General features: G+C 62.7%; 15 protein-coding genes. 7 read left to right on the forward strand and 8 right to left on the reverse strand.

What is annotated here, in order from left to right; genetic code table 11:
* Positions 1–193: OmpA family protein (locus R6W86_RS14990; protein ID WP_410327983.1), on the forward strand; the 193-nt coding region annotated here is incomplete at its 5' end.
* 28 nt (positions 194–221) lie between these two features.
* Here R6W86_RS14990 and R6W86_RS14995 read toward each other — a convergent pair.
* The gene (locus tag R6W86_RS14995; RefSeq protein WP_410330167.1) at positions 222–1334 is read right to left on the reverse strand and encodes an S-(hydroxymethyl)glutathione dehydrogenase/class III alcohol dehydrogenase; all 1113 of its coding nucleotides are present in this window, start codon (positions 1332–1334) and stop codon (positions 222–224) included.
* A 134-nt stretch (positions 1335–1468) separates the two neighbouring features.
* On the opposite strand from R6W86_RS14995, the gene R6W86_RS15000 reads away from it, so the two are divergent.
* The 5 genes from R6W86_RS15000 (at position 1469) to R6W86_RS15020 (ending at position 6781) form a co-directional block, all read left to right on the forward strand.
* Positions 1469–2794 (forward strand): DASH family cryptochrome, encoded by a 1326-nt coding sequence (locus tag R6W86_RS15000; protein WP_410330168.1) that lies wholly within the window; start codon positions 1469–1471, stop codon positions 2792–2794.
* Positions 2791–3282: a DUF6231 family protein gene (locus R6W86_RS15005; RefSeq protein WP_410330169.1), complete on the forward strand. Its 492-nt coding sequence runs from the start codon at positions 2791–2793 to the stop codon at positions 3280–3282. The genes R6W86_RS15000 and R6W86_RS15005 overlap by 4 nt, the downstream gene beginning before the upstream one ends.
* Positions 3276–4919, forward strand: a complete 1644-nt coding sequence (locus R6W86_RS15010) for a phytoene desaturase family protein (RefSeq protein WP_410330240.1) — start codon at positions 3276–3278, stop codon at positions 4917–4919. The genes R6W86_RS15005 and R6W86_RS15010 overlap by 7 nt, the downstream gene beginning before the upstream one ends.
* A gap of 32 nt (positions 4920–4951) precedes the next feature.
* Positions 4952–5377: a YkvA family protein gene (locus tag R6W86_RS15015; protein WP_410330170.1), complete on the forward strand. Its 426-nt coding sequence runs from the start codon at positions 4952–4954 to the stop codon at positions 5375–5377.
* 195 nt (positions 5378–5572) lie between these two features.
* Positions 5573–6781, forward strand: a complete 1209-nt coding sequence (locus R6W86_RS15020) for an ammonium transporter (protein ID WP_410330171.1) — start codon at positions 5573–5575, stop codon at positions 6779–6781.
* A gap of 4 nt (positions 6782–6785) precedes the next feature.
* On the opposite strand, the gene R6W86_RS15025 is transcribed toward R6W86_RS15020, so the two are convergent.
* Genes R6W86_RS15025 through R6W86_RS15045 form a run of 5 tightly spaced genes read right to left on the reverse strand, consistent with a single transcriptional unit; the run spans position 6786 to position 15240 of the window.
* Positions 6786–7856 carry a lipocalin-like domain-containing protein gene (locus R6W86_RS15025; RefSeq protein WP_410330172.1) on the reverse strand — a complete coding sequence of 357 codons (1071 nt, stop codon included), beginning with the start codon at positions 7854–7856 and terminating at the stop codon, positions 6786–6788.
* Complete coding sequence (locus R6W86_RS15030) at positions 7853–10132, reverse strand: FtsX-like permease family protein (protein ID WP_410330173.1); 2280 nt, start codon at positions 10130–10132, stop codon at positions 7853–7855. Before R6W86_RS15030 ends, R6W86_RS15025 begins: the two co-directional genes overlap by 4 nt.
* Positions 10129–10824, reverse strand: coding sequence for an ABC transporter ATP-binding protein (locus R6W86_RS15035; protein ID WP_410330174.1), 696 nt, complete (start codon positions 10822–10824; stop codon positions 10129–10131). The genes R6W86_RS15030 and R6W86_RS15035 overlap by 4 nt, the downstream gene beginning before the upstream one ends.
* A gap of 16 nt (positions 10825–10840) precedes the next feature.
* Positions 10841–14005, reverse strand: coding sequence for an efflux RND transporter permease subunit (locus R6W86_RS15040; RefSeq protein WP_410330175.1), 3165 nt, complete (start codon positions 14003–14005; stop codon positions 10841–10843).
* Positions 14002–15240 (reverse strand): efflux RND transporter periplasmic adaptor subunit, encoded by a 1239-nt coding sequence (locus R6W86_RS15045; RefSeq protein ID WP_410330176.1) that lies wholly within the window; start codon positions 15238–15240, stop codon positions 14002–14004. The genes R6W86_RS15040 and R6W86_RS15045 overlap by 4 nt, the downstream gene beginning before the upstream one ends.
* 151 nt (positions 15241–15391) lie before the next feature.
* On the opposite strand from R6W86_RS15045, the gene R6W86_RS15050 reads away from it, so the two are divergent.
* Positions 15392–15817, forward strand: a complete 426-nt coding sequence (locus tag R6W86_RS15050; RefSeq protein WP_410330241.1) for a potassium channel family protein — start codon at positions 15392–15394, stop codon at positions 15815–15817.
* Between the two features lie 5 nt (positions 15818–15822).
* On the opposite strand, the gene R6W86_RS15055 is transcribed toward R6W86_RS15050, so the two are convergent.
* Both R6W86_RS15055 and R6W86_RS15060 read right to left on the reverse strand, forming a co-directional pair.
* Positions 15823–19053: an efflux RND transporter permease subunit gene (locus tag R6W86_RS15055; protein WP_410330177.1), complete on the reverse strand. Its 3231-nt coding sequence runs from the start codon at positions 19051–19053 to the stop codon at positions 15823–15825.
* The gene (locus R6W86_RS15060; protein WP_410330178.1) at positions 19050–20123 is read right to left on the reverse strand and encodes an efflux RND transporter periplasmic adaptor subunit; all 1074 of its coding nucleotides are present in this window, start codon (positions 20121–20123) and stop codon (positions 19050–19052) included. The genes R6W86_RS15055 and R6W86_RS15060 overlap by 4 nt, the downstream gene beginning before the upstream one ends.
* Positions 20124–20155 lie beyond the last annotated feature (32 nt).

The following is a 20155-nucleotide window of genomic DNA, read 5'->3' on the forward strand; positions in this document are numbered from 1 at the left end:
GAAATTCCCCTCCAACTGGGAGTTGTCCACCGCCCGGGCGGTGGCGGTGGTTCGCTACCTGGCCGCCCAAGGGGTACCCGAGCGGCGGATGGTGGCCGCCGGTTTCGGTGAATTCTTCCCGGTGGCGGAAGGCACCAGTCCGGAGGCGTTACAGAAGAACCGGAGGATTGAGCTGAAGCTGACGGATCGGTGATTCATTGAGTCATCGATCCGTCTAACCATCAAAAATGAATCACAGACCGAATGCTCTTACCCTCATGCATCAGGTCAAAGGCCTTGTTGATGTCTTCCAACTTCATCTCGTGGGTGATGAACACATCCAGCGGAATCTCACCCTTCTCGGCCTTCTCCACATAGCCCGGCAGCTCGGTGCGACCCTTCACACCACCGAAGGCGGAACCGCGCCAGACCCGGCCGGTAACCAACTGGAACGGGCGGGTGCTGATTTCCTCGCCGGCACCGGCAACGCCGATGATGGTGGATTCGCCCCAGCCCTTGTGGCAGGCCTCGAGCGCCGCGCGCATCAGCTTGACGTTGCCCACACACTCGAAGGTGTAGTCGGCACCGCCGTCGGTCATCTCGATGATCACTTCCTGGATCGGCTTGCCGTAGTCGTTGGGGTTGACCACGTCGGTGGCGCCCAGCTGTTTGGCGATGTCAAACTTGCCCGGGTTGATGTCGACACCGATGATGCGGCCAGCCTTCGCCATCTTGCCGCCGATGATGGCGGCCAGACCAATGCCGCCGAGACCGAAGATTGCGACAGTCGCACCTTCCTCCACTTTCGCGGTGTTCAGCACGGCACCGATGCCGGTGGTGACGCCACAACCGAGCAGGCAGACCTTGTCCAAGGGGGCTTCCTTGGGAATCTTGGCCAGGGAGATTTCCGGCAGCACGGTGTACTCGGAGAAGGTGGAGCAGCCCATGTAGTGGTACAGCGGCTGGCCCTTGTAGGAGAAGCGGGAGGTGCCGTCCGGCATCACGCCCTTGCCCTGGGTCTCGCGCACGGCGCCGCACAGGTTGGTCTTGCCCGAGGTGCAGAATTTGCACTTGCCACACTCGGCGGTATAGAGCGGAATCACATGGTCACCGACCTGAAGGTCTTTGACACCGGGACCGACCGCCTCAACAATACCGCCGCCTTCGTGACCCAGGATAGTCGGGAACAGGCCCTCGGGATCGGCTCCGGACAGGGTGTAGGCATCGGTGTGACAGACACCGGTCGCCACGATTCGTATCAGAACCTCGCCCTCTTTCGGCGGTTCCACGTCCACTTCGACGATTTCAAGCGGCTTGTTGGCTTCAAAAGCCACCGCAGCGCGGGATTTGATCATATCTGGGCTCCTTGTTCCGGTTGAGGTCAGCTTACTCTAGCACCATTACTGCCACGGCCAATCCTGTTTGACGTGATCACCGTAATTACGGGACATTCCAACGTAGAGTGCACCGTAGGAGGGAGAGCAAAACGTTGCAGACACTTTACTGGTTTACACGGGACCTGCGCCTGCATGACAACGCTGCCCTGCTGGCCGCCGCCCGCTCGGGCATGCTGCTGTGTGTCTACGTGGTGGATCCGCGCTGGTTTGCCACTGGCGGCCTCCAGAGGAAGGCCATGGGCAGTCATCGCTGGCGTTTCCTGTGGCAGAGCCTGATGGCCCTGGAACGAAGCCTTAGGCCCATGGGACAGCGCCTGCACATTGCCTTCGGCCAGCCGGAACAGGTCATTCCGGGGCTGGTCCACGCCCATGGCATTGGCCGGGTGGTGCGTTCGCGCCTGCCCGGCACCGAGGAAGCAGCGCAGTGGCAGGTCCTCAAGGAGGCGCTGCCGGGCACGGTGTTCCAGCAATTCGAGACCCTGTCCCTGTTCACCGAAGGGGCGTTGCCGATGCCCCTGGCGGAACTGCCCGACACCTTCTCCCAGTTCCGCAAACAAGTGGAGAAAACCGGGCACCGGTACAGCGAGCAGATGCGCATCCGCACCCTGACGGCGTTACCGCCGGCCCCCGGTTTTCCCGAGGACAACCGGGGTGAGTGCCCGCCCATTCCGGAACCGGTGCATGCGCTGCAGTTCACCGGTGGCGAGGATGCGGCCCTGAATCGCCTCCGGGAGTTCCTGTTCATCAACCACGGCATTGCCCGCTACAAGGAGACCCGCAATGCCCTGGACAGCTGGGACGCCTCCTCCAAGCTTTCACCGTGGCTGGCCAATGGCTGCCTGTCGGTGCGGGAAGTGGCCGAGAGCATTGCCGGATACGAGCGTCGTGAAACCAGCAACGAGTCCACCTACTGGCTCTGGTTCGAGCTGCTGTGGCGGGAATATTTCTTCTGGTACGCCCTGAAACACGGTGCCAACCTGTTTCGCCGGGATGGCGTACAACGCAAACGCCGGCCTGCGACCTTCTATGGCCACCGTTTCAGGGCCTGGTGCGAGGGCAACACCGAGTACCCGATCGTCAATGCCGCCATGAACCAGTTGCGGGAGACCGGCTATATCAGCAACCGGGCCCGGCAACTGGTGGCCAGCTGCTTCGTGAACGAACTGGGACTGGACTGGCGTTACGGCGCGGCATGGTTCCAGGAGCAACTTATCGACTATGATGTAGGCAGTAACTACGGCAACTGGCAGTATCTGGCTGGTGTCGGCTCCGATCCCCGGGGCTTGCGCCAGTTCAACCTGGAAAAACAGGCGAACCAGTACGACCCCTGCGGCACCTTCATCGATCGCTGGGGTGGCCATGCCGAACAACCCGTGGGACTCCATACCGTTGACGCAGCTGACTGGCCCCTGTCATGACGAACCCTGAACCGAATGCCGCCGCGATCCTGGCCCGTATCCTGGATACCGCACAGCCCGACAGCCTGCTCTGCTGTGGCACGACCGCCCTGCAGGTGGCCAGGCTCTGGTGCGACCAGAAGCCGGATACCCATTTGCAACTCCTGGACATGACAGATCCCAACGCGGAACTGCCGCCGGATTCGGTCAAGGACCTCGCCCTGGTGACCGACACCCTGGAGCACCTGCCCTTCGACGAAGGGGCCCTTCTGCTCGGCCAGTTGCGCAACTACGGCACCCACCAGATTGCGGTGCTGGTGGGCGAGACACCCGGCTGGGCCTTTACCGACTTCATCGGCTTGGGTTTCCGTCGCCACGCCGAGATCGAGACCGATAACGGCACACTCACGCTCTACACCTACAACCTGGACACCTACAACCACAAACGGGCGTGGAACAATCCCGACAACTGGGCCAATCCGGAAATGTGGGGGAAGGCGTGGTGGTAACCAGTCCGTCATCTGACAAACTCAAACCCAGCACCATCCGCATCGGCCGGCGCTACCGGGCCAACCGGCTCGAAGGTCCCTACGACGCCATCGTTATTGGCTCCGGCATCGGCGGTCTTACCACCGCTGCCTGCCTGTCCAAGGCCGGTCAGAAAGTCCTGGTACTGGAACAGCACTACACCGCCGGCGGTTACACCCACAGTTACGCCCGCAACGGCTATGAATGGGACGTGGGAGTGCACTACATCGGCGACATGGGCTCGCCCCACACCCTCGGCCGCCGCCTGTTCGATTACATCACCGACGGCAAGCTGCAGTGGGCGCCCATGGACGAGGTCTACGACCGTTTCTACCTGGGTGAGAAGGTAGTCAACCTGCGCGCCGGCAAGGAAGGGCTGCGCCAGTCCCTGCTGGAAGCCTTCCCGTACGAACAGGAGGCGATTGACGGCTATATCCGGTTGCTGGGCAAAGTCTCCGACGGCATGCAGTGGTATACCCTGTCCAAATTGACGCCCGGCATCCTGGACCCATTGATCCATAAGGGGCTCAACGTCGCCCTGCCGGACTGTTTCAACCGCACCACCCGCGAAGTCCTCGCCGAACTCACCGACAACGAGGAACTGATCGGCGCTATCACCGGCCAGTGGGGCGACTGCGGCGTCACGCCAAGCCATTCCAGCTTCATGGTCCACGCCCTGATCGCCAAGCACTATCTGTATGGCGGTTTCTACCCGGTCGGCGGTGCTTCCGAGATTGCCAAAACGATCATTCCGGTGATCCAGGCCTCCGGCGGTGAGGTCTTCACCTACGCCGATGTCACCGAGATCCTGCTGGAGAAGGGCCGCGCCGTCGGCGTGCGCATGGCAGACGGTGAGGAAATCCGGGCTTCCCGGGTCATCAGCAACGCGGGTATCATCAATACCTTCGAAAAGCTGCTGCCGGAGGAGGGTCGGGAGATCACCGGCTACCGACGCAAGCGTGAGCACATCACGCCGTCCATGCCCCACATTGGCCTTTACATCGGTCTGACAGGCACACCGGAGGAGCTGGGCCTGCCCCGGACCAACTACTGGATCTACCCGAGCGCCTGTCACGACGACAACGTGGAACGGTTCCTGAAGGACCCGGACCACAGCGAGTACCCTGTGGTCTATATCTCCTTCCCTGCCGCCAAGGATCCGGATTACCAGAACCGCTGGCCGGGTACGTCCACCATCGAGATTGTGGCGCCGACCACCTGGGACATGTTCGAGCCCTGGCAAGACACCATCTGGGGCAAGCGGGGCGAGGATTACGAGGCCCTGAAAGCCAGGATCACCGACCAGCTGCTGGAGATCATGTACCAGAAGCTGCCCCAGCTGCGAGGCAAGGTGGACTATGTGGAGACCTCCACACCGCTGTCCACGGCCTGGTTCTGCCGCTACGGCCGCGGCGAACTCTATGGTCTGGACCACAACCCCGAGCGCTTCGAACAGGACTGGCTGAGGCCAAAAACCCCCATCCCGGGGCTCTACCTGACGGGCCAGGACATCCTCACCTGCGGTGTCGTGGGCGCAATGATTGGTGGACTCATCACGACCCTGGCCATCCGGGGCTGGCGCGGAGCATCCTTGGCCAAGCGGATATTTGTGGGATAATTTCCAAACGCTCAACCGGTCAAGGAACAGGAATGGCATTGTTCAGCGAAAAGAAGGCCCGCCAACAGTTGGATGCCGAGGCATCGAAAGTCCACCGGGAAGATCTGGAAACCCTGCTGGACCGGCAACGGGCGATTGAAGAGAAGGTCAAAGGCAGCGGTAAACTCGAACGCTTCGGTGCGGACATCAAACTGATGTTCTCGATGATCCGGGACTACTGGTACGGCAACTATCGCTCGGTACCCTGGAAAACCATTGCCGCGGTCGCCGGTGCCCTGCTCTACGTCCTCAACCCGCTGGACTTCATTCCGGACATGATTCTCGCGGTTGGCTTCCTGGACGACGCCGGCGTGGTCGCCCTGTGCCTGAAGCTGGTTGAGTCCGACCTGCACCGCTACGCCGCCTGGAAGGAACACCAGGAAGCACAGTCGGCACCAGGGGCGGATGTCACCAGATAGGTGCACTTTCCCGGGGGATGCACCCGTATAGTGCGATTTTCTGCAATCTCCCGGGAGGTCCAACTCTCACGCCTCCTCAAACCCCGCCCTGCTCCTGATTTGCATTATTTTGGAACACCTCTTGCTTGAGATGCACCCTGCCAATGCAAAAGCGGTCCGCAGAGACCGGAAATACAACATCAGGAGCATCAACCCGTGGACATCACGAGTGCAGTACATACCCTGACGGAGAGCGCCAACACGCTGTTCATCCTTATTGGTGCCATCATGGTGCTGGCCATGCACGCCGGCTTCGCCTTCCTGGAAGTCGGCACCGTGCGCCACAAGAACCAGGTCAATGCGCTGGTCAAGATCATGACCGACTTCGGTGTTTCAGCCGTGCTCTACTTCTTTGTCGGTTATTACATTGCCTACGGCAGCCACTTCATGACCGGGGCCAGTGAGCTGACCGCCGGTAATGGCTATGAACTGGTCAAATTCTTCTTTTTAATGACCTTCGCTGCTGCCATTCCCGCCATCATCTCCGGAGGTATCGCCGAGCGCGCCAAGTTCTATCCGATGCTGATCGGCTCCGGCCTGATCGTGGCCCTGGTCTACCCCTTCTTCGAGGGACTGATCTGGAACGGCAACTATGGCTTCCAGGCCTGGCTGGAGAGCCAGTTTGGAGCATCCTTCCACGACTTCGCCGGCTCTGTGGTAGTGCATGCGGTCGGCGGTTGGGTGGCCCTGGCGGCCATCCTGCTGCTGGGTGCCCGAAAAGGGCGCTATCGCAACGGTCGGGTCGTCGCCATTGCACCCTCGAACATCCCGTTCCTGGCGCTGGGCGCCTGGATTCTCACCGTGGGCTGGTTCGGCTTCAACGTCATGTCCGCCCAGACGCTTGACGGCATCAGCGGCCTGGTCGCGGTCAACAGCCTGATGGCCATGGTCGGCGGCATTCTGGTGGCCATGGTGCTGGGCAAGAAGGACCCGGGTTTTATCCACAACGGTCCGCTGGCCGGATTGGTGGCCGTCTGTGCTGGCTCCGACCTGATGCACCCGGTTGGCGCCCTGATTACCGGCGGTGTTGCCGGAGCCATCTTTGTGTTTCTGTTCGAGTGGGCACAGGACAGGATTGAGCGCCTGGATGACGTTCTGGGTGTCTGGCCGCTGCACGGTGTCTGCGGTGTCTGGGGTGCCATTGCCTGTGGCATCTTCGGCCAGCAAGCCCTTGGCGGTCTCGGCGGCGTCAGCCTGATGTCCCAGTTGGTCGGCACCCTGGGAGGCGTGATTATCGCATTCGGCGGCGGCCTGATCGTCTACGGCATCGTGAAGACGGTTTCCGGCCTGCGCCTGAGCGAAGAGGAAGAGTTCAACGGCGCGGACGTGAGCATCCACAAGATTGGCGCCACCTCGCTGGACTGAGCACTCACCGGTACCCGGTGAGTTCCATGTAACCCTCTCCGGTATGACTGCCGGAGACATCGACAGGGCTCTCCCAATACGGGTAGAGCCCCTCATTCATATAGTCCCCCGGAGGAGCGGAAAGCTCGACGCTCACACCCTGCTCCGGCACTTCAATTCGCCAGCGCACCGGCACGCCGTCACGTTGCTCGATCACTGACAAGGCCAGTTGCCCGGAATCCAGAGGCTGTACCTGGCCGGATGCCGGAATCCAGCTACCCGAGACAAACGGATTACCTTCCTCCCGCAACCGGAAGGCCATGAGCTTGTCCCCCGAATCCAGGTGCAGGGCGAACCAGTCCCAGCCCTGCTGGCCGGTCTTCAGAAACTGGCTGCTCCACTCGCGGTCGAACCACCCGTGCCCCGACACTTCCACGGCCTGATCCTGAAACCTGACGGTGCCGCTGATGGCGATATCCACGTAGCTGAAATACATCGAGCCCTGACCACTGTCGGATTTGGCGCTGAAACCGTTGATGCCGTGGGCCACCGGCTGATCGTTAATGGCCAGGGCAAGGTCGTAACCGAAGTTTTCGGCCTGCACCTGAAGCAGCCAGCGATTATCCGCGACGGCCTCCAGCTGCCAGTGATCCAGCCACACCGAAAAGGGCCGGGCCTCGCCCCCCGCATTACCGACATCCCCTCGGGCCAGGCGCTCGGCAAAGACGTGCTTCCCCTGCCAGCTCACGGCTGCATGGGCCATCCAGGCCGCCTCCAGTGGCCAGGCTCCAGGCTCGGGTGCCGCCCCCGGTGCTCTCGGCACCAGTGCCTGTCGGAACTGGGTCCATTGCAGTCCCAGCGGCTCACCGGATTCGGTTCTCAGATTTGCAGTCAGATACCACCACTCGATCCGGTGGCGTGGATGGGGGCCCAGATCCTCCGGGAAAGCCAGACCGGTGTCCGGTCCGGGCTGCAGGTATGGCAGCTGTCCGCGCTCACCCGCACGTTCGGCCAGGCCGGCAAAACCGGCCTGTTCCGGTTCCTGCGAGCAACCCGCCAGCACCATCGGCAGCAAGACCAGAATCGTCCGTCTCATCGCTCTCCTCCTGCGACGCTGTTGGCCGATACCGGCAAGGCCGCTCCTGCTCGTAACTGACGCCCCATGAGCAGCGCGATGCCCAGGCCGATCAGCAGGCTGAGCCCGATCAGCTCCACCCAGAATCCCGGGTAGACCGCCATCGGCAGCGACCAGCCAAAGGCCAGGGGGTTGATCCGATGCACCAGTACCCAGGTAAGCCAGATGCCCAGCGGCAGTGCAAGCAATGCCACGCTTCCGGTCAGCCCGACGGACAGGCGGGTCAGCTGGGCCGCCACCTCTCGACGGGACAGGCCCCAGGTGGCCAGCAGCCGGAAGTACCAGTTGCGGCCGGTGAAGAATACCCAGCCCATGATCAGCAACGCCAGGGCGGCCAGGGCCAGGGTGAGGACGGTCATGGCTCGGGTCAGCAGGAAGGTCTGGTCGAACACCCCAGTCGCCAGGGAACGGATTTCCTCGTTGTCGCGAACGGTAAGGTCGGAAACCTGCCACACCGCTTCAAGACCGCTGATCAGCTCCGCCCGGGACAAGGCTCCGGGGGTAATGGAGAAACTTTCGAAGTCCGGCTGGAAATGCTCCACAAGCAACGTACCGCTGATCAGTATCTCGCCGGCGGGCCGGCCATAGTCGGCATAGATCCCGATAATCGGCAAATTCAGTCGCTGGCCGGCCACTTCAAGTGTGATGCGGTCCCCGACGCCAAGTTCCAGCCGGCGCGCCAGCTGCTCGTTCACCAGCACAGCTTCCCCGCGGGTCAGGGTAGCCCAGGGATCATCGCCAGAAACGAGTAAATCCCAACCGGCTACCAGGGAGGAAACCGGTGACACGGCGAACAGGTCCACCGGCGCCGGGACGCTGCCGGAGACAGACACGCTGCCACGGCCACGGATCACCCGGTGCCAGGCACCACTCGTTGCCAGCTCAGGCTGCGACGCCAGCCACCGGGCCGCGGCCTCGGCCGACCGCCCTTCGGGCACCGGAACATACAGCTCGGCCTCCAGGCGCTGCCCCAGCCAGCGATCAAAGGTGTCCTCGAAGGTGGTAACCAGGGTCTGGATCGCAAGCACCATGGCCAGGGTGAATTGTAAAGCGACAACCGGCAACGCCAGCTGCCTTGCCATGACTGCCAGCTCGCGGTAACGCCACCGACTGAGTGGGTCAACGCTGGCGCACGCGGCGCGTTCGGCGAGCCGGTTGATCAGGGCCGGGGTGAGCAGGCCGGCACCGGCAAAGACGATGGCGACGGCTGCGAACACCCAGATCAGGGACGGGCTCAGCAGCGCCAGAACCAGACCAGTGACCAGAAACCCGACGGCCAGTTTGCCATTGCTCCGGCTGGCCGCAACGCGCCAGGCTCCAGGCAGCAGGAAATCTACCAGGCAGGCCACCAGGACCACCGCCATCATGGTGAGCGCCGGCGCCAGCCACTGACCGGGCATCGCATACAAAGGCGCGTCGAACAGCCCCTGAAGGGAACGCCCGAAGCCCTGACCGAGCAGTCCCGCCAACCAACTGCCGAGCCAGAGGCCCGGCAGGATACAGAGCGCGGACAGCACCAGAATTTCCAGCACCAGCCGGCGAACAATCTGAGCCGGAGGTACACCGAAACGATGCAGTAGGGCGAAGCTGTCCCGGCGCTGGACAATGCCCAGGCGATAGACCGAGCGCAGCAGCAGGGCTGTGATCAGCAAAACCAGGATGCCCAGGGCATCCAGATTGAGTAGGAAACTCTCACCCAGCTCGCCGGTATCCGGGCCTTTGCTGAATGCGGTGAGTCGGTAGCCGGTAGGCAAAGCATCGGCCGTTACACTGTCGGAGGCAATCAGCACCAGAGAAACGGCTCGTCCGGTTTCCGGTAACACCCGGGCCAGCCGACCAGCTTCACTGATATCGACAAAGGGTTCGCCTTCCAGCCGGACGTCCCCGCTGCCAAAGGGGTTGCCACCACCGCTGAAACAGGCCGCCGCAAGTGGGTCGACTCCAATGACGAGGCCCACATCACCCTTCACGGGCACTTCCAGCCAGGGCATCACACAGAGACCGACCCGTCGCAGGGTCACAAAGTCGCCGACAGCCAGCCTGGCGCCGTCCACCCGCACCACTTGCTGCCGTCCGGCAATCACCTGTTCACTCTGGATCAGGCTGGACCGCGCCTGCTCGGTCAATTGTCGCACGCCCGACCATAGGGTAGTCGCCACCAGGATCATAAGCGCCAGGGCCATCAGCTGCAGGGGATGACGACGGTAATGGCTGAATAGTGCCGTACCCAGATTCATGGTGTTTGCCCGGCGGGCTCTCCGTGTGCCAGGTCGAGGGTTTCCTCGCACTGCTCGGCCAACTCCGGATCGTGGGTGGCCAGGACAAGCGCGACACCGGTCTGTGCCTGCAACCGGAACAGCTCTGTAGTGACTTCCTCGGCCGTCCGGCGATCCAGACTGCCGGTGGGCTCGTCTGCCAGGATCAGGTCGGGGTTCATGGCGAAAACCATGGCAAGTGCGGCACGCTGGCGCTGGCCTTCGGATACCTGGTCCGGATACCGCTCCGCGAGCTCACTGATGCCCAGGCGCTCCAACCAGGTTTGGCACTGCTCCAGGGGCTGCTCCGCCAGGCGAGCCCGGAGCCGGACGTTGTCCAGCAGCGACAATGCCGGCATCAGGTTCGCTTCCTGGAACATGACCCCGATCTGGCGACGCCGGAGCCGGGCCCAGCGCCTTTCCTGCTGCCCTGCGGCTCCTGCCTCCCGGTAATCAAAGCGCTCGCCCAGCAGGGAAATCACACCGTTGTCGGGGCGTTCCAGACCACAGAACAGATTAAGTAAGGTACTCTTTCCGGAGCCCGAGCGGCCCATCAGCGCCAGGGACTGCCCCACGTCCAGAGAGATGGACAGGCCGGAAAAAACCGCGATCCGTTCGGTACCGCTGGTAAAAGTCTTGCTCAGATCCCTGGCTTCCAGCACCGGCTGGTTCATGCTCCCTCCTGTGTATTCATGACTGGGACCCGAGGGGTTCGGCGTGCTCACCATGACGCCGGGCCCGCCACTCACGGAATTGCTCCAGCCAGGACAGCAGCGCCGGGATCACCAGCAGGACCAACAGTGTCGACAACCCCAGGCCAAAGGCAATGGACGTCGCCATGGGAATCAGGAACTGGGCCTGGAGCGAGGTTTCAAACAGCAGCGGCAGCAGCCCCCCGATGGTGGTCAGGGAGGTCAGCAACACCGCCCGCACCCGCTGTACCGCCGCCTCGTTCAGGGCCTCCTGGATCTCCAGGCCCTTCTGCCGCTGCTGGTTGTAGAAGGCCACCAGTATGATGGCGTTGTTGACTACGATTCCGGACAGGCCAAACAGTCCGAACAGGGACAGGATGGTCAGTTGCAGGCCCATGATCCAGTGGCCCAGCAGCGCACCGACCAGGGCAAAGGGGATGATCGCCATCACGATCAACGGCAGGCTCCAGGAGGCAAACACCCAGGCCAGCACCACGTACATCAGGGCCAGGCCGATCATCAAGCCGGTCTTCATGTCCGCCATGGTCTCCCGCTGATCGGCGGCGCGGCCCTCGAAGCTATATCGCACCCCATAGCGGCTGGCAATATCCGGAAGCGCTTCGGCCTGCAGGCTGTCCAGAATCTGGTCAGTGGTGGCCACTCGGGTGTTCAGGGCGGAAGTGACTTCCACTGCCAGCTTGCCCTCGGCGTGGCGCAGGGCCTGGAAGCCCTGGCGATGATCCAGGTTCATCACCTGGGACAACGGCACGAAGCGGCCATCGGGAATCCGGATGGTCATGCGGGCAAGGGTCGACAACCGTTCCCGCTGATCCCGCGGCAACTGTACCCGCACTTCCACTTCATCCCGCCCGTCCTGATAGATCTGGGCAATACGACCGTCAAAGGCCGCCCGCAGCTGCCGGCCCAGGTCGGCGGTGGTCAGGCCAAGGGCCTCCCCGTAGGAGCTGACCTGATAGATCAGCTGCTCCCGACCCCAGGGCATGTCGTCTTCCACATCGAGCACCCCCGGCAGGGTGGCCAGTGCCTGGGCCAGTTCGTCGGCGGCGCGTTTGAGGCGTTCGGCATCATCGCCGGTCAGACGGACATTCACATCCCGGCCGGGGGGCCCCGCCTGGCGCTCAGAAATGGTCAGGTTATCGATCCCCGCGGGCAGAGACAGCCGGCTGCGCCAGGCCTCGATGAATCCCGGATTACGCATCGAACGCTGATCCGACGGCACCAGTTCCACCAGCATGGAGCCCAGCTCGTCACCATTGCGGGAGGTGCCCTCGGCGCCTTGGGTCGCCCCCAGGGTAGTCACCGCATGCAGGATCAATTCACTGCCAAAGGACTCTTCGGTCTCGTTCAGGGCCCGCTGCATCTGTTCCAAAAACCGGTCGACCGTGTGCTCGTCGGTACCGGCCACGAAACTGGCATTGGCATAAAACACCGAGGGCTCCGGGGTCGGGAAGAAGTTGAACCCGAGCCGGCCACCGACCAGCAGGCCCACGGTGACCGTCGCCAGGGCCAGGGCACTGGCGACGGTCACCCCCCGGTACTTGAGGCTGAGACGGGAAAAGCGGCGGAAGCGGCCCTCACGGAACGCATCGAAACGTTGTTCGAAACCCTTGCGCAAGCGCGCCACCGAATTCGGCTTGCGAGTACCCGTTTCTTCGGAGCCGGTTGTCGTTTGGCGCGGGATAAAGGCATGGCGCAGGTGCGCCGGCAAGACGATAAAACATTCCACCAGCGAGGCCACCAGCACGCAGATCATCACTATCGGAATATCCCCGAGGATATTGCCGATCACACCGCCCACCACCAGCAGCGGCATGAAGGCCGCCACCGTGGTGAGGGACGAGGCCAGGACCGGCCACACCATGCGTTTGGCGGCGCCTTCGGAGGCATAGATCGACGGCTCGCCCATGCGGGCATGGGCGTCGGCATCCTCCCCCACCACGATGGCATCGTCGACAATAACCCCCAGCGCCATGATCAGGGCAAACAGGGAGATCATGTTGATGGAGCCACCGGCCAGCCAGAGCACCGCCAATGCCGCCAGGAACGCCGTTGGAATGCCCACCGCCACCCAAAAGGCCACCCGCCCCGGCAGAAACAGGTACAGCAGGCAGATCACCAGCACCAGGCCACCGAGACCGTTGTTCACCAGCAGCGAGATGCGGTCGTCCAGCAGCTGCCAGGTTTCATCGTATACCTCGATCTTCACCGAGGGCGGCAGGACCGGCCGGGTATCGGCCAGCCAGCCTTCCAACACCTGTGCCGCCGCCAGGGAGTTGCCATTTTCCGCACGCTGGAGCTGGAGCTCCACCGCCGGCATGCCCTCGTTTTGCAGCGTTGTCTGGTTATCCTGTGATTCCTGACGGATGATGGCGATGTCACCCAGTCTCAGCTGAATGCGGTCACCACTGAGTACCGGAATGGTCTCGAAGGCCTGCGGACTGCGCCGCTGCTCGACGGAACGCAGTTCGCGGGTGGCGTCCTGCTGTGCCAGCAGGCCGGCGGGAAGATCCCGGGAGATGGCGGCGACCCGGTCGGCGATCTGGTCCAGGGACAGGTTGAGAGATTCCAGGCGCTCCACCGGCACATCGATGCTGATCTGCTGTTCCGGGAGGCCGCGGATGTTGATCCGATCGATGCCCCGCTCCAGCAGCTCGTCCTCGTAACGGTAAACCAGCTGGCGCAATTCACTGCGATCCACATCGCCGTACACCAGAAGGCGCGCCACAGGTTCGTACCGTTCCACCCGGGCAACCTGAGGCTCCTCGGCATCGGCGGGGAAGTTATTGAATTCATCCACTTGCTGACGCACATCGTCCAGTGCCTGGATCGGATTGGTGCCCTCGTGGAATTCCAGAGTGATCGACGACACACTCTGGACCGAGGTGGAGGTCATTTTTTTCAGGCCATCGACGCTGCGCAGGCGTTGCTCCAGGGGATCGGTAATACCCCGTTCCACATCCTCCGCCGATGCGCCGCTCCAGACTACCCGCACACTGACCACGTCCAGGGCGAAGGTCGGGAAAAACTGGATATTCATGCGGGTTAGCGCCAGGGCGCCACCGAGCAGCATCACCAGCATGACCAGATTGCCCGCCACCCGGTGGTGGACAAAAAAGCCGATCAGCCCCTTCCTGCGCTTCATTGACCCGACTCCCCGGCCAGCTCCGCCACAGTCACTTTCAGGCCGGTAATGGCATTGGGCAGATGGGTGGTGATCAGCCGGCTTCCGGGCACCAGGCCGTCACCGGCAATCAGCAGCTGGCGCTCGCCATTGCTGCTGCGGGCTTCGCCAATCCGTTGTACCTCCACCCGTTGCATCCGGCCATCATCGCCCATCAGGTAGACACTGCCCGCGCCATAGAGGGCACTGAATGGCACCGCTACCGAATCGGGTCTCGGCGGCCGTTGCAGGGTCACCGGCAACAGGCCGCCCGGCCTAAGCCCGCCGGGCTCACCGATCAGCTCCAGAATGGCCTCGGTCCCGGCCGGGTCCGCCAGGCCGGCAAACCGGACCAACCGGAACCGGTGGCCGGTCCCGGCGGTCGCCACCAGCCGGTCGCCCCTCGCAAGGGCGTCGAGCAGCTCCGCCCGGAAAACTTCCGGGACCCGCGCCCGCAGCTCCAGCCCCTTCACCGGATAGATCGATAACAGCCGCTCGTTACGGGCGACCTGGTCGCCGGCGGCTACCTGGATACCGGTGACCACGCCATCGAAGCGCGCAACCACCCGCGCCCGCTCGGCATCCCGTTGCACCGAGGTCAGATTGGCCTGTGTCTGCTCGAGCTTCGACTCGAGGCTCTGAAGCCTCGCCGGATGCTCGTCAATCGCCCGCTGCCGGATGCTGACGGTGAGTTCCGCCCGGGCCAGACCATCGGTGGCCGCTTCCAGATTCTCACGGGAAGCCAGGTTCCTCGCCACCAGCGACTGTATGCGTTCAAACTGCCGACGGGCATTCTCGAGAATCGCCTGTTCGCTTTCCAGGGCCCTGAGATCATTACGGAAACGCACCTGCTCGGAACGAATCTGGGCTTCGAGGTCCGCCACCTGGGCCCGCGCTTGGGCCAGCACCGGAGCAATATCTTCCTCGGACAGGGTCAACAGCAGGTCCCCCTCCCGGACATCCTGCCCCTCGGCCACCGGCCGCTCCGCGACTCGACCGGACAGGGTTGCCGTGATGTCCACCTGCTCCGGAGCCACGATCTCGCCATATAAAGGCAAAACCGGCGTGTGAGCACCTGGTTGCACGGTCTGCACATCCACCTGCCAGCTGCGCTCGGAGACACTGACTTCGGTCGGCTCCGGCCGGGTTGCTTTCAGGAAGACAAAACCGGCAATGCCGATGGCGAGAATGATCAGCGGCAAAAGACGTTTTAGCATCGGTAACTAGCCTGTCAGGTTGATCGCGGGGCGACGCGCGAAGGTATTGAATCTACTATACAATCTGAAGGTGTTTTCAGATCCCCCAGAATAGTGGGTGCGTCAATTTTTTTGCGTGGTGGAGCGGCTGATCATGGAATCCCACGTCAACCTGGTCCTGGTGACATTAATAAACGTGGTAATCGTATGCCTGGTTGTCGTGCTGCACAACGCCATGCTGGTCCGTCTGAGCGGACTGCTCTCCAAAATGCGCCAGAGCCAACATTTCCGTCTCATTGTTGCGGTACTGGGGTGCCTGGCCGCCCATTCCCTGGAAGTCTGGCTCTTCGCTGTGCCCTACTATCTCATGCATCAAGCCGATGGCTGGGGTGAGCTGCTGGGCAACTTCAACGGCAGTTTTCTGGACTGCGTCTACTTCTCCTTCACCACCTTCACCACCCTGGGCTACGGTGACATCGAAGCCCTCGGCCCGTTACGTTATCTGACCGGGATCGAGGGCCTGACCGGGCTGGTACTGATCACCTGGAGCGCCTCGTTCCTGTTCGTGGAAATGCAGCGCTACTGGCCCGCCCGCTAATCACATTAGAGCCATTTGCAGCGGGCCAGGTTGTAGTACAGCAGCGGCACCACGATGACGGTAAACAGGGTCGACATGGCCAGGCCGAACACCAGCGAGATGGCCAAACCATTGAAGATCGGGTCGTTCAGGATGAAGTAAGCGCCCACCATTGCAGAAATCGCGGTCAGGGCAATGGGCTTGATACGCACGGCACCCGCGAGGATCACCGCCTCACCCAGATCTACGCCCTCATCCAGCAACTGGCGGATGAATACGACCAGCAGGATGGAGTTGCGCACGATGATCCCGGCCAGCGCAATCATGCCGATCATGCTGGTGGCGGTGAACTCCCGCCCCAGCAACGCATGCCCTGGCATAATGCCGATCAGGGTAAGCGGAATCGGCGCCATCACCACCAGGGGCAGCATGTAGGACCGGAACTGGGCCACCAGCAGCACGAAGATCATGAAAATGCCCACGCTGTAGGCCGCACCCATATCCCGGAAGGTCTCGTAGGTGATCTGCCATTCGCCGTCCCATTTCAGCGTGCCCTTCTCCGGCAGCGGAGGCTGACTGATCAAAAACTGCTCCGGCGCATCCGGGTCCTGTTTGAGCCGGTCCATCATGGCAAACATACCGTACAGGGGCGAATCGATCTCCCCGGCCATATCCGCAGTCACATACGTCACCGGCAGCAGGTCCTTGTGGTAGATCGCCCCCATCCAGTCCGCTTCCCGGATTTCGGCGAAACTTGTCAGCGGCACCAGCTGACCACTGCGGCCGCGCACCTTCACCGACAACAGCGCCGAGGGCTGGGCTTTGTCGCCCTCTCCGAGGATGATCCGGATCGGCACCGGGTATTTGGCATGGTCATCGTGCAGGAAGCTGACACCCCGGCCACCCAGCGCGGTCTGCAAGGCACTCACTACCTGAGCCTGCGCAACGCCAAGCCGCGCTGCACGGGCGCGGTCAACCACCACCTCCCACTGCCGGGTGGGCGCTTCGAGCGTGGTATCGATATCCACGAGGCCCTCGATTTTGGTCATACCCTCGGCCACCCGGGTCGCTAGCGCAGCCCGGCGCTCGTTATCCACAGCATAGATCTCAGCCACCACCGGCGACAGCACCGGCGGCCCCGGGGGCACCTCGACAATCTTGACCTCGGCACCATGCCGGTCGCCGATGTCCGTCAGCGGACCACGCAGGGACTGGGCAATCGCGTGGGATTGCCGCTCCCGGTTCTCTTCGCCCATCAGGTTGACCTGGATGTCCCCGTGGTACGGGTCACCACGCAGGTAATATTGCCTCACCAACCCGTTGAAATTGATGGGTGAGGAGGTGCCGGCGTAGGTCTGCCAATTGGCCACCTCGTCCACGGTTTCCAGGTAATGGCCCATCTCCAGCAACACCCGCTGGGTTTTCTCCATGGGCGTGCGCTCGGGCATGTCCACCACGATCTGCAATTCCGACTTGTTGTCGAACGGCAGCATTTTCAGGATCACCGCCTGGAACACCGGCAAGGAAGCGGCCCCGGCCGTCAGGAGTACCACCCCGAGGGCCAGGAACCGGCGCCGCCAGGAATGATCGCCGAGGAACGGTGACAACAGGGTGCGGAAAATCTTCAGGCTCAGTGGGCTGACGCCTTCCGCAGAATTCGAAGCCTCTGTCGCCTCGGAGGCCGCCTGGCCCTTCTTGTGCCGCAGCAGCCGGAACGCCAGCCAGGGTGCGACCACAAAGGCCACGACCTGGGAGATCACCATCCCGGCGGAGGCATTGATCGGAATCGGGCTCATGTAGGGCCCCATCAGGCCACTGACAAAGGCCATGGGGATCAACGCAGCCATGATGGTCAGGCTCGCCATGATGGTGGGGGTGCCAACCTCGTCAACGGCCACCGGAATGATGTCCTTTACCGCCCTTCGGGAATTCTGGATGCGCCGGTTTATATTCTCGGTAATGACGATGCCATCATCCACCAGAATCCCGATGGAGAAGATCAGTGCAAACAGGGACACCCGGTTGAGGGTGAAGCCCCAGGCCCAGGAGAACACCAGGGTCAGCAACAGGGTGATCAGAACCGCGATCCCGACGATCAGCGCCTGGCGCCAGCCCATGGCGGCCAGCACCAGGATCATCACCGCCAGGGTGGCGGAGATCAGGTCGGTAATCAGCTTGCGCGCTTTCTGGGAGGCGGTCTCGCCATAATCCCGGGTGACCAGCACCTCCACTCCCATGGGCAGGGCGCGATTGCGGAGCAATTCCAGCCGTTCCTGGATCGCCGTGGTGATATCAATAGCATTTTCACCCGGTTTTTTCGCCACTGCCAGGGTCACCGCCGGGTAGACCTCTCCGGGTTCTCCGACAGGCCCGGTCTGCCGGCCGGGTCCGAAGCCGGTCATGACGCTCTGGTCCACCACCGTGCCACCCCGGCGAATCTCGGCGACATCCTGGAGGTGAACGGCGGCCCCGTTGTGCATGCCCACCACCAGGCTACGGACATCCTCCACCGTCTCCAGCAAGGTGCCAACCTGCACCGGAATCGATAGATTGTTACGGGTAATCCGGGATTCCTGACTGCTGGTGTTGGCTGACTGCAGGGCATTCTGGATATCCGCGACAGTGAGCTGGAAACCCGCCAGCAGAGCCGGGTCAAACAGTACATCCACCCGATCGGGCACGCCACCGACAGTGTAGACATCCCGGGTACCGGGCACCCGTTTCAGGGCCACTTCCAGCATGTGTGCCAGCCGGGTCAGCTCCTCGCCCGCGTGGCGCCCGGCGGGATCGAACAGAGTGAGGGTCATCACCGGCACATCGTCAATGCCCTTGGGTTTGACTACCGGCTGGGTGGCACCCAGATTTGCGGGCAGCCAGTCCTGGTTGGAGTAGACCTGGTTGTACAGGCGCACCAGCGCTTCCTGCCGGGGCACCCCGACCTCGAACTCAACGGTGATCACCGCCTGGCCCTGACGGGAGACGGAATAGACATGCTCTATTCCCTGGATCTCGCTCATCACCTGTTCGGCCGGTGTGGCAATGGCGCTCTCCACTTCCCGGGTACTCGCGCCCGGGAAGCCCACCATGATATCCGCCATGGTAACGTCGATCTGGGGCTCCTCCTCCTTGGGCGTGATGATCACCGCCAACACACCCAGGACAACCGCCAGTATCGCCAGCAACGGCGTCAGTTTGTTGTCCTGAAAAACCCGGGCAATGGCGCCGGAAGGTCCGACGCCCGGCAGTTCCTCGCTCACTGGCCTGCCTCCCCGCCAGCATCCGCGGCACGGGACAGGCTCAGCCGGTCACTGCCTACCAGGACCTCCGGGTTGCGTACAATCCGCTCGCCCTCGCTCAGTCCCGCGAGAACCTCCAGTCGCTCCCCGTCCAGGGTGCCCACCCTCACCTGACGCAGGCGGGGCCGGTCCTGCTCATCCAGCACGAACACCGCCCTCAGCTCACTGTGGCGGACCAGGCTGCTGGCCGGGATCCAGAGCGACTCACGCTCGCCAACGGGCACACCGACCTTGACCAGCATTCCCGGAAACAGCGAACCGTTCGGCTCGGTCAGACGCATCCGTAACCGGAAAGTATGGGTCGCCGGATCGGCGTAGGGATAGAACGTCATCTCGCCGGTTTCCAGTAACCGGCCGTCCGAGAGTGCCACAGTGGCCCGTCGCTCGGAGCGGGCCAGGTCCGCGTATTTCTGGGGCAGATCGACCACCACCCGCAACTGCTCCAGGGAAAGTCCACTGAGCAGCGGCTGGCCGGGATTGACCGCCTCCCCGATTTCCACGTGCCGCTCTGTCAGGATGCCGCCGTATGGGGCCACGATGCGGGTATAGCTCAGTTGTTCCTCGGCCTCGGCAATCGAAGCCTGTGCACGTTCCACCCGGGCTCGGGCCGCGGTCAGGTTGTTCCGGGCCTGATCAAATTCCTGCCGCGACACCAGGCCCCGCTCATGGACCACCTCGATACGTTCAAACCGCTGCCGGGCATCGGCCAGCGCCGCGGTGGCTTCCTCGAGTCCGGCCCGGGCCTGACTCAGCCGCGCCCGCTGTTCACTGTCTTCCAGCTGAACAATCAGGTCTCCCGCCGCCACCGAATCGTCCACATCGAATGGAAGCTTCAGGACGGTGCCACTGGTCTGGGCAGAGACAGTGCTTTGCTGGACCGCCTCGATGACGCCGTCCAGGTGAACCGTCTCCTCGATGGGCGCACGCTCGACCTCGACAATGTCCAGCTCCCCCTGCTGGGCGAGTACCAGCGCGGGCATCAGCAATAAAACGGCGGCCAGCCAGGGTTGAAAACGTAAACGGGTAACCATGGGCACCTGATTCCTTTGGGTTATTTGCTCAT

The sequence above is a fragment of the Marinobacter sp. genome (assembly GCF_046484525.1).
Taxonomy (GTDB): domain Bacteria; phylum Pseudomonadota; class Gammaproteobacteria; order Pseudomonadales; family Oleiphilaceae; genus Marinobacter.

What these genes read in the sequence shown, in the direction of transcription:
- R6W86_RS14995 (WP_410330167.1), bottom strand. Translation starts at nt 1,334, where the DNA reads ATGATCAAATCCCGCGCTGCGGTGGCTTTTGAAGCCAACAAGCCGCTT.
- R6W86_RS15005 (WP_410330169.1), top strand. Translation starts at nt 2,791, where the DNA reads ATGACGAACCCTGAACCGAATGCCGCCGCGATCCTGGCCCGTATCCTG.
- R6W86_RS15015 (WP_410330170.1), top strand. Translation starts at nt 4,952, where the DNA reads ATGGCATTGTTCAGCGAAAAGAAGGCCCGCCAACAGTTGGATGCCGAG.
- R6W86_RS15025 (WP_410330172.1), bottom strand. Translation starts at nt 7,856, where the DNA reads ATGAGACGGACGATTCTGGTCTTGCTGCCGATGGTGCTGGCGGGTTGC.
- R6W86_RS15030 (WP_410330173.1), bottom strand. Translation starts at nt 10,132, where the DNA reads ATGAATCTGGGTACGGCACTATTCAGCCATTACCGTCGTCATCCCCTG.
- R6W86_RS15035 (WP_410330174.1), bottom strand. Translation starts at nt 10,824, where the DNA reads ATGAACCAGCCGGTGCTGGAAGCCAGGGATCTGAGCAAGACTTTTACC.
- R6W86_RS15040 (WP_410330175.1), bottom strand. Translation starts at nt 14,005, where the DNA reads ATGAAGCGCAGGAAGGGGCTGATCGGCTTTTTTGTCCACCACCGGGTG.
- R6W86_RS15045 (WP_410330176.1), bottom strand. Translation starts at nt 15,240, where the DNA reads ATGCTAAAACGTCTTTTGCCGCTGATCATTCTCGCCATCGGCATTGCC.
- R6W86_RS15060 (WP_410330178.1), bottom strand. Translation starts at nt 20,123, where the DNA reads ATGGTTACCCGTTTACGTTTTCAACCCTGGCTGGCCGCCGTTTTATTG.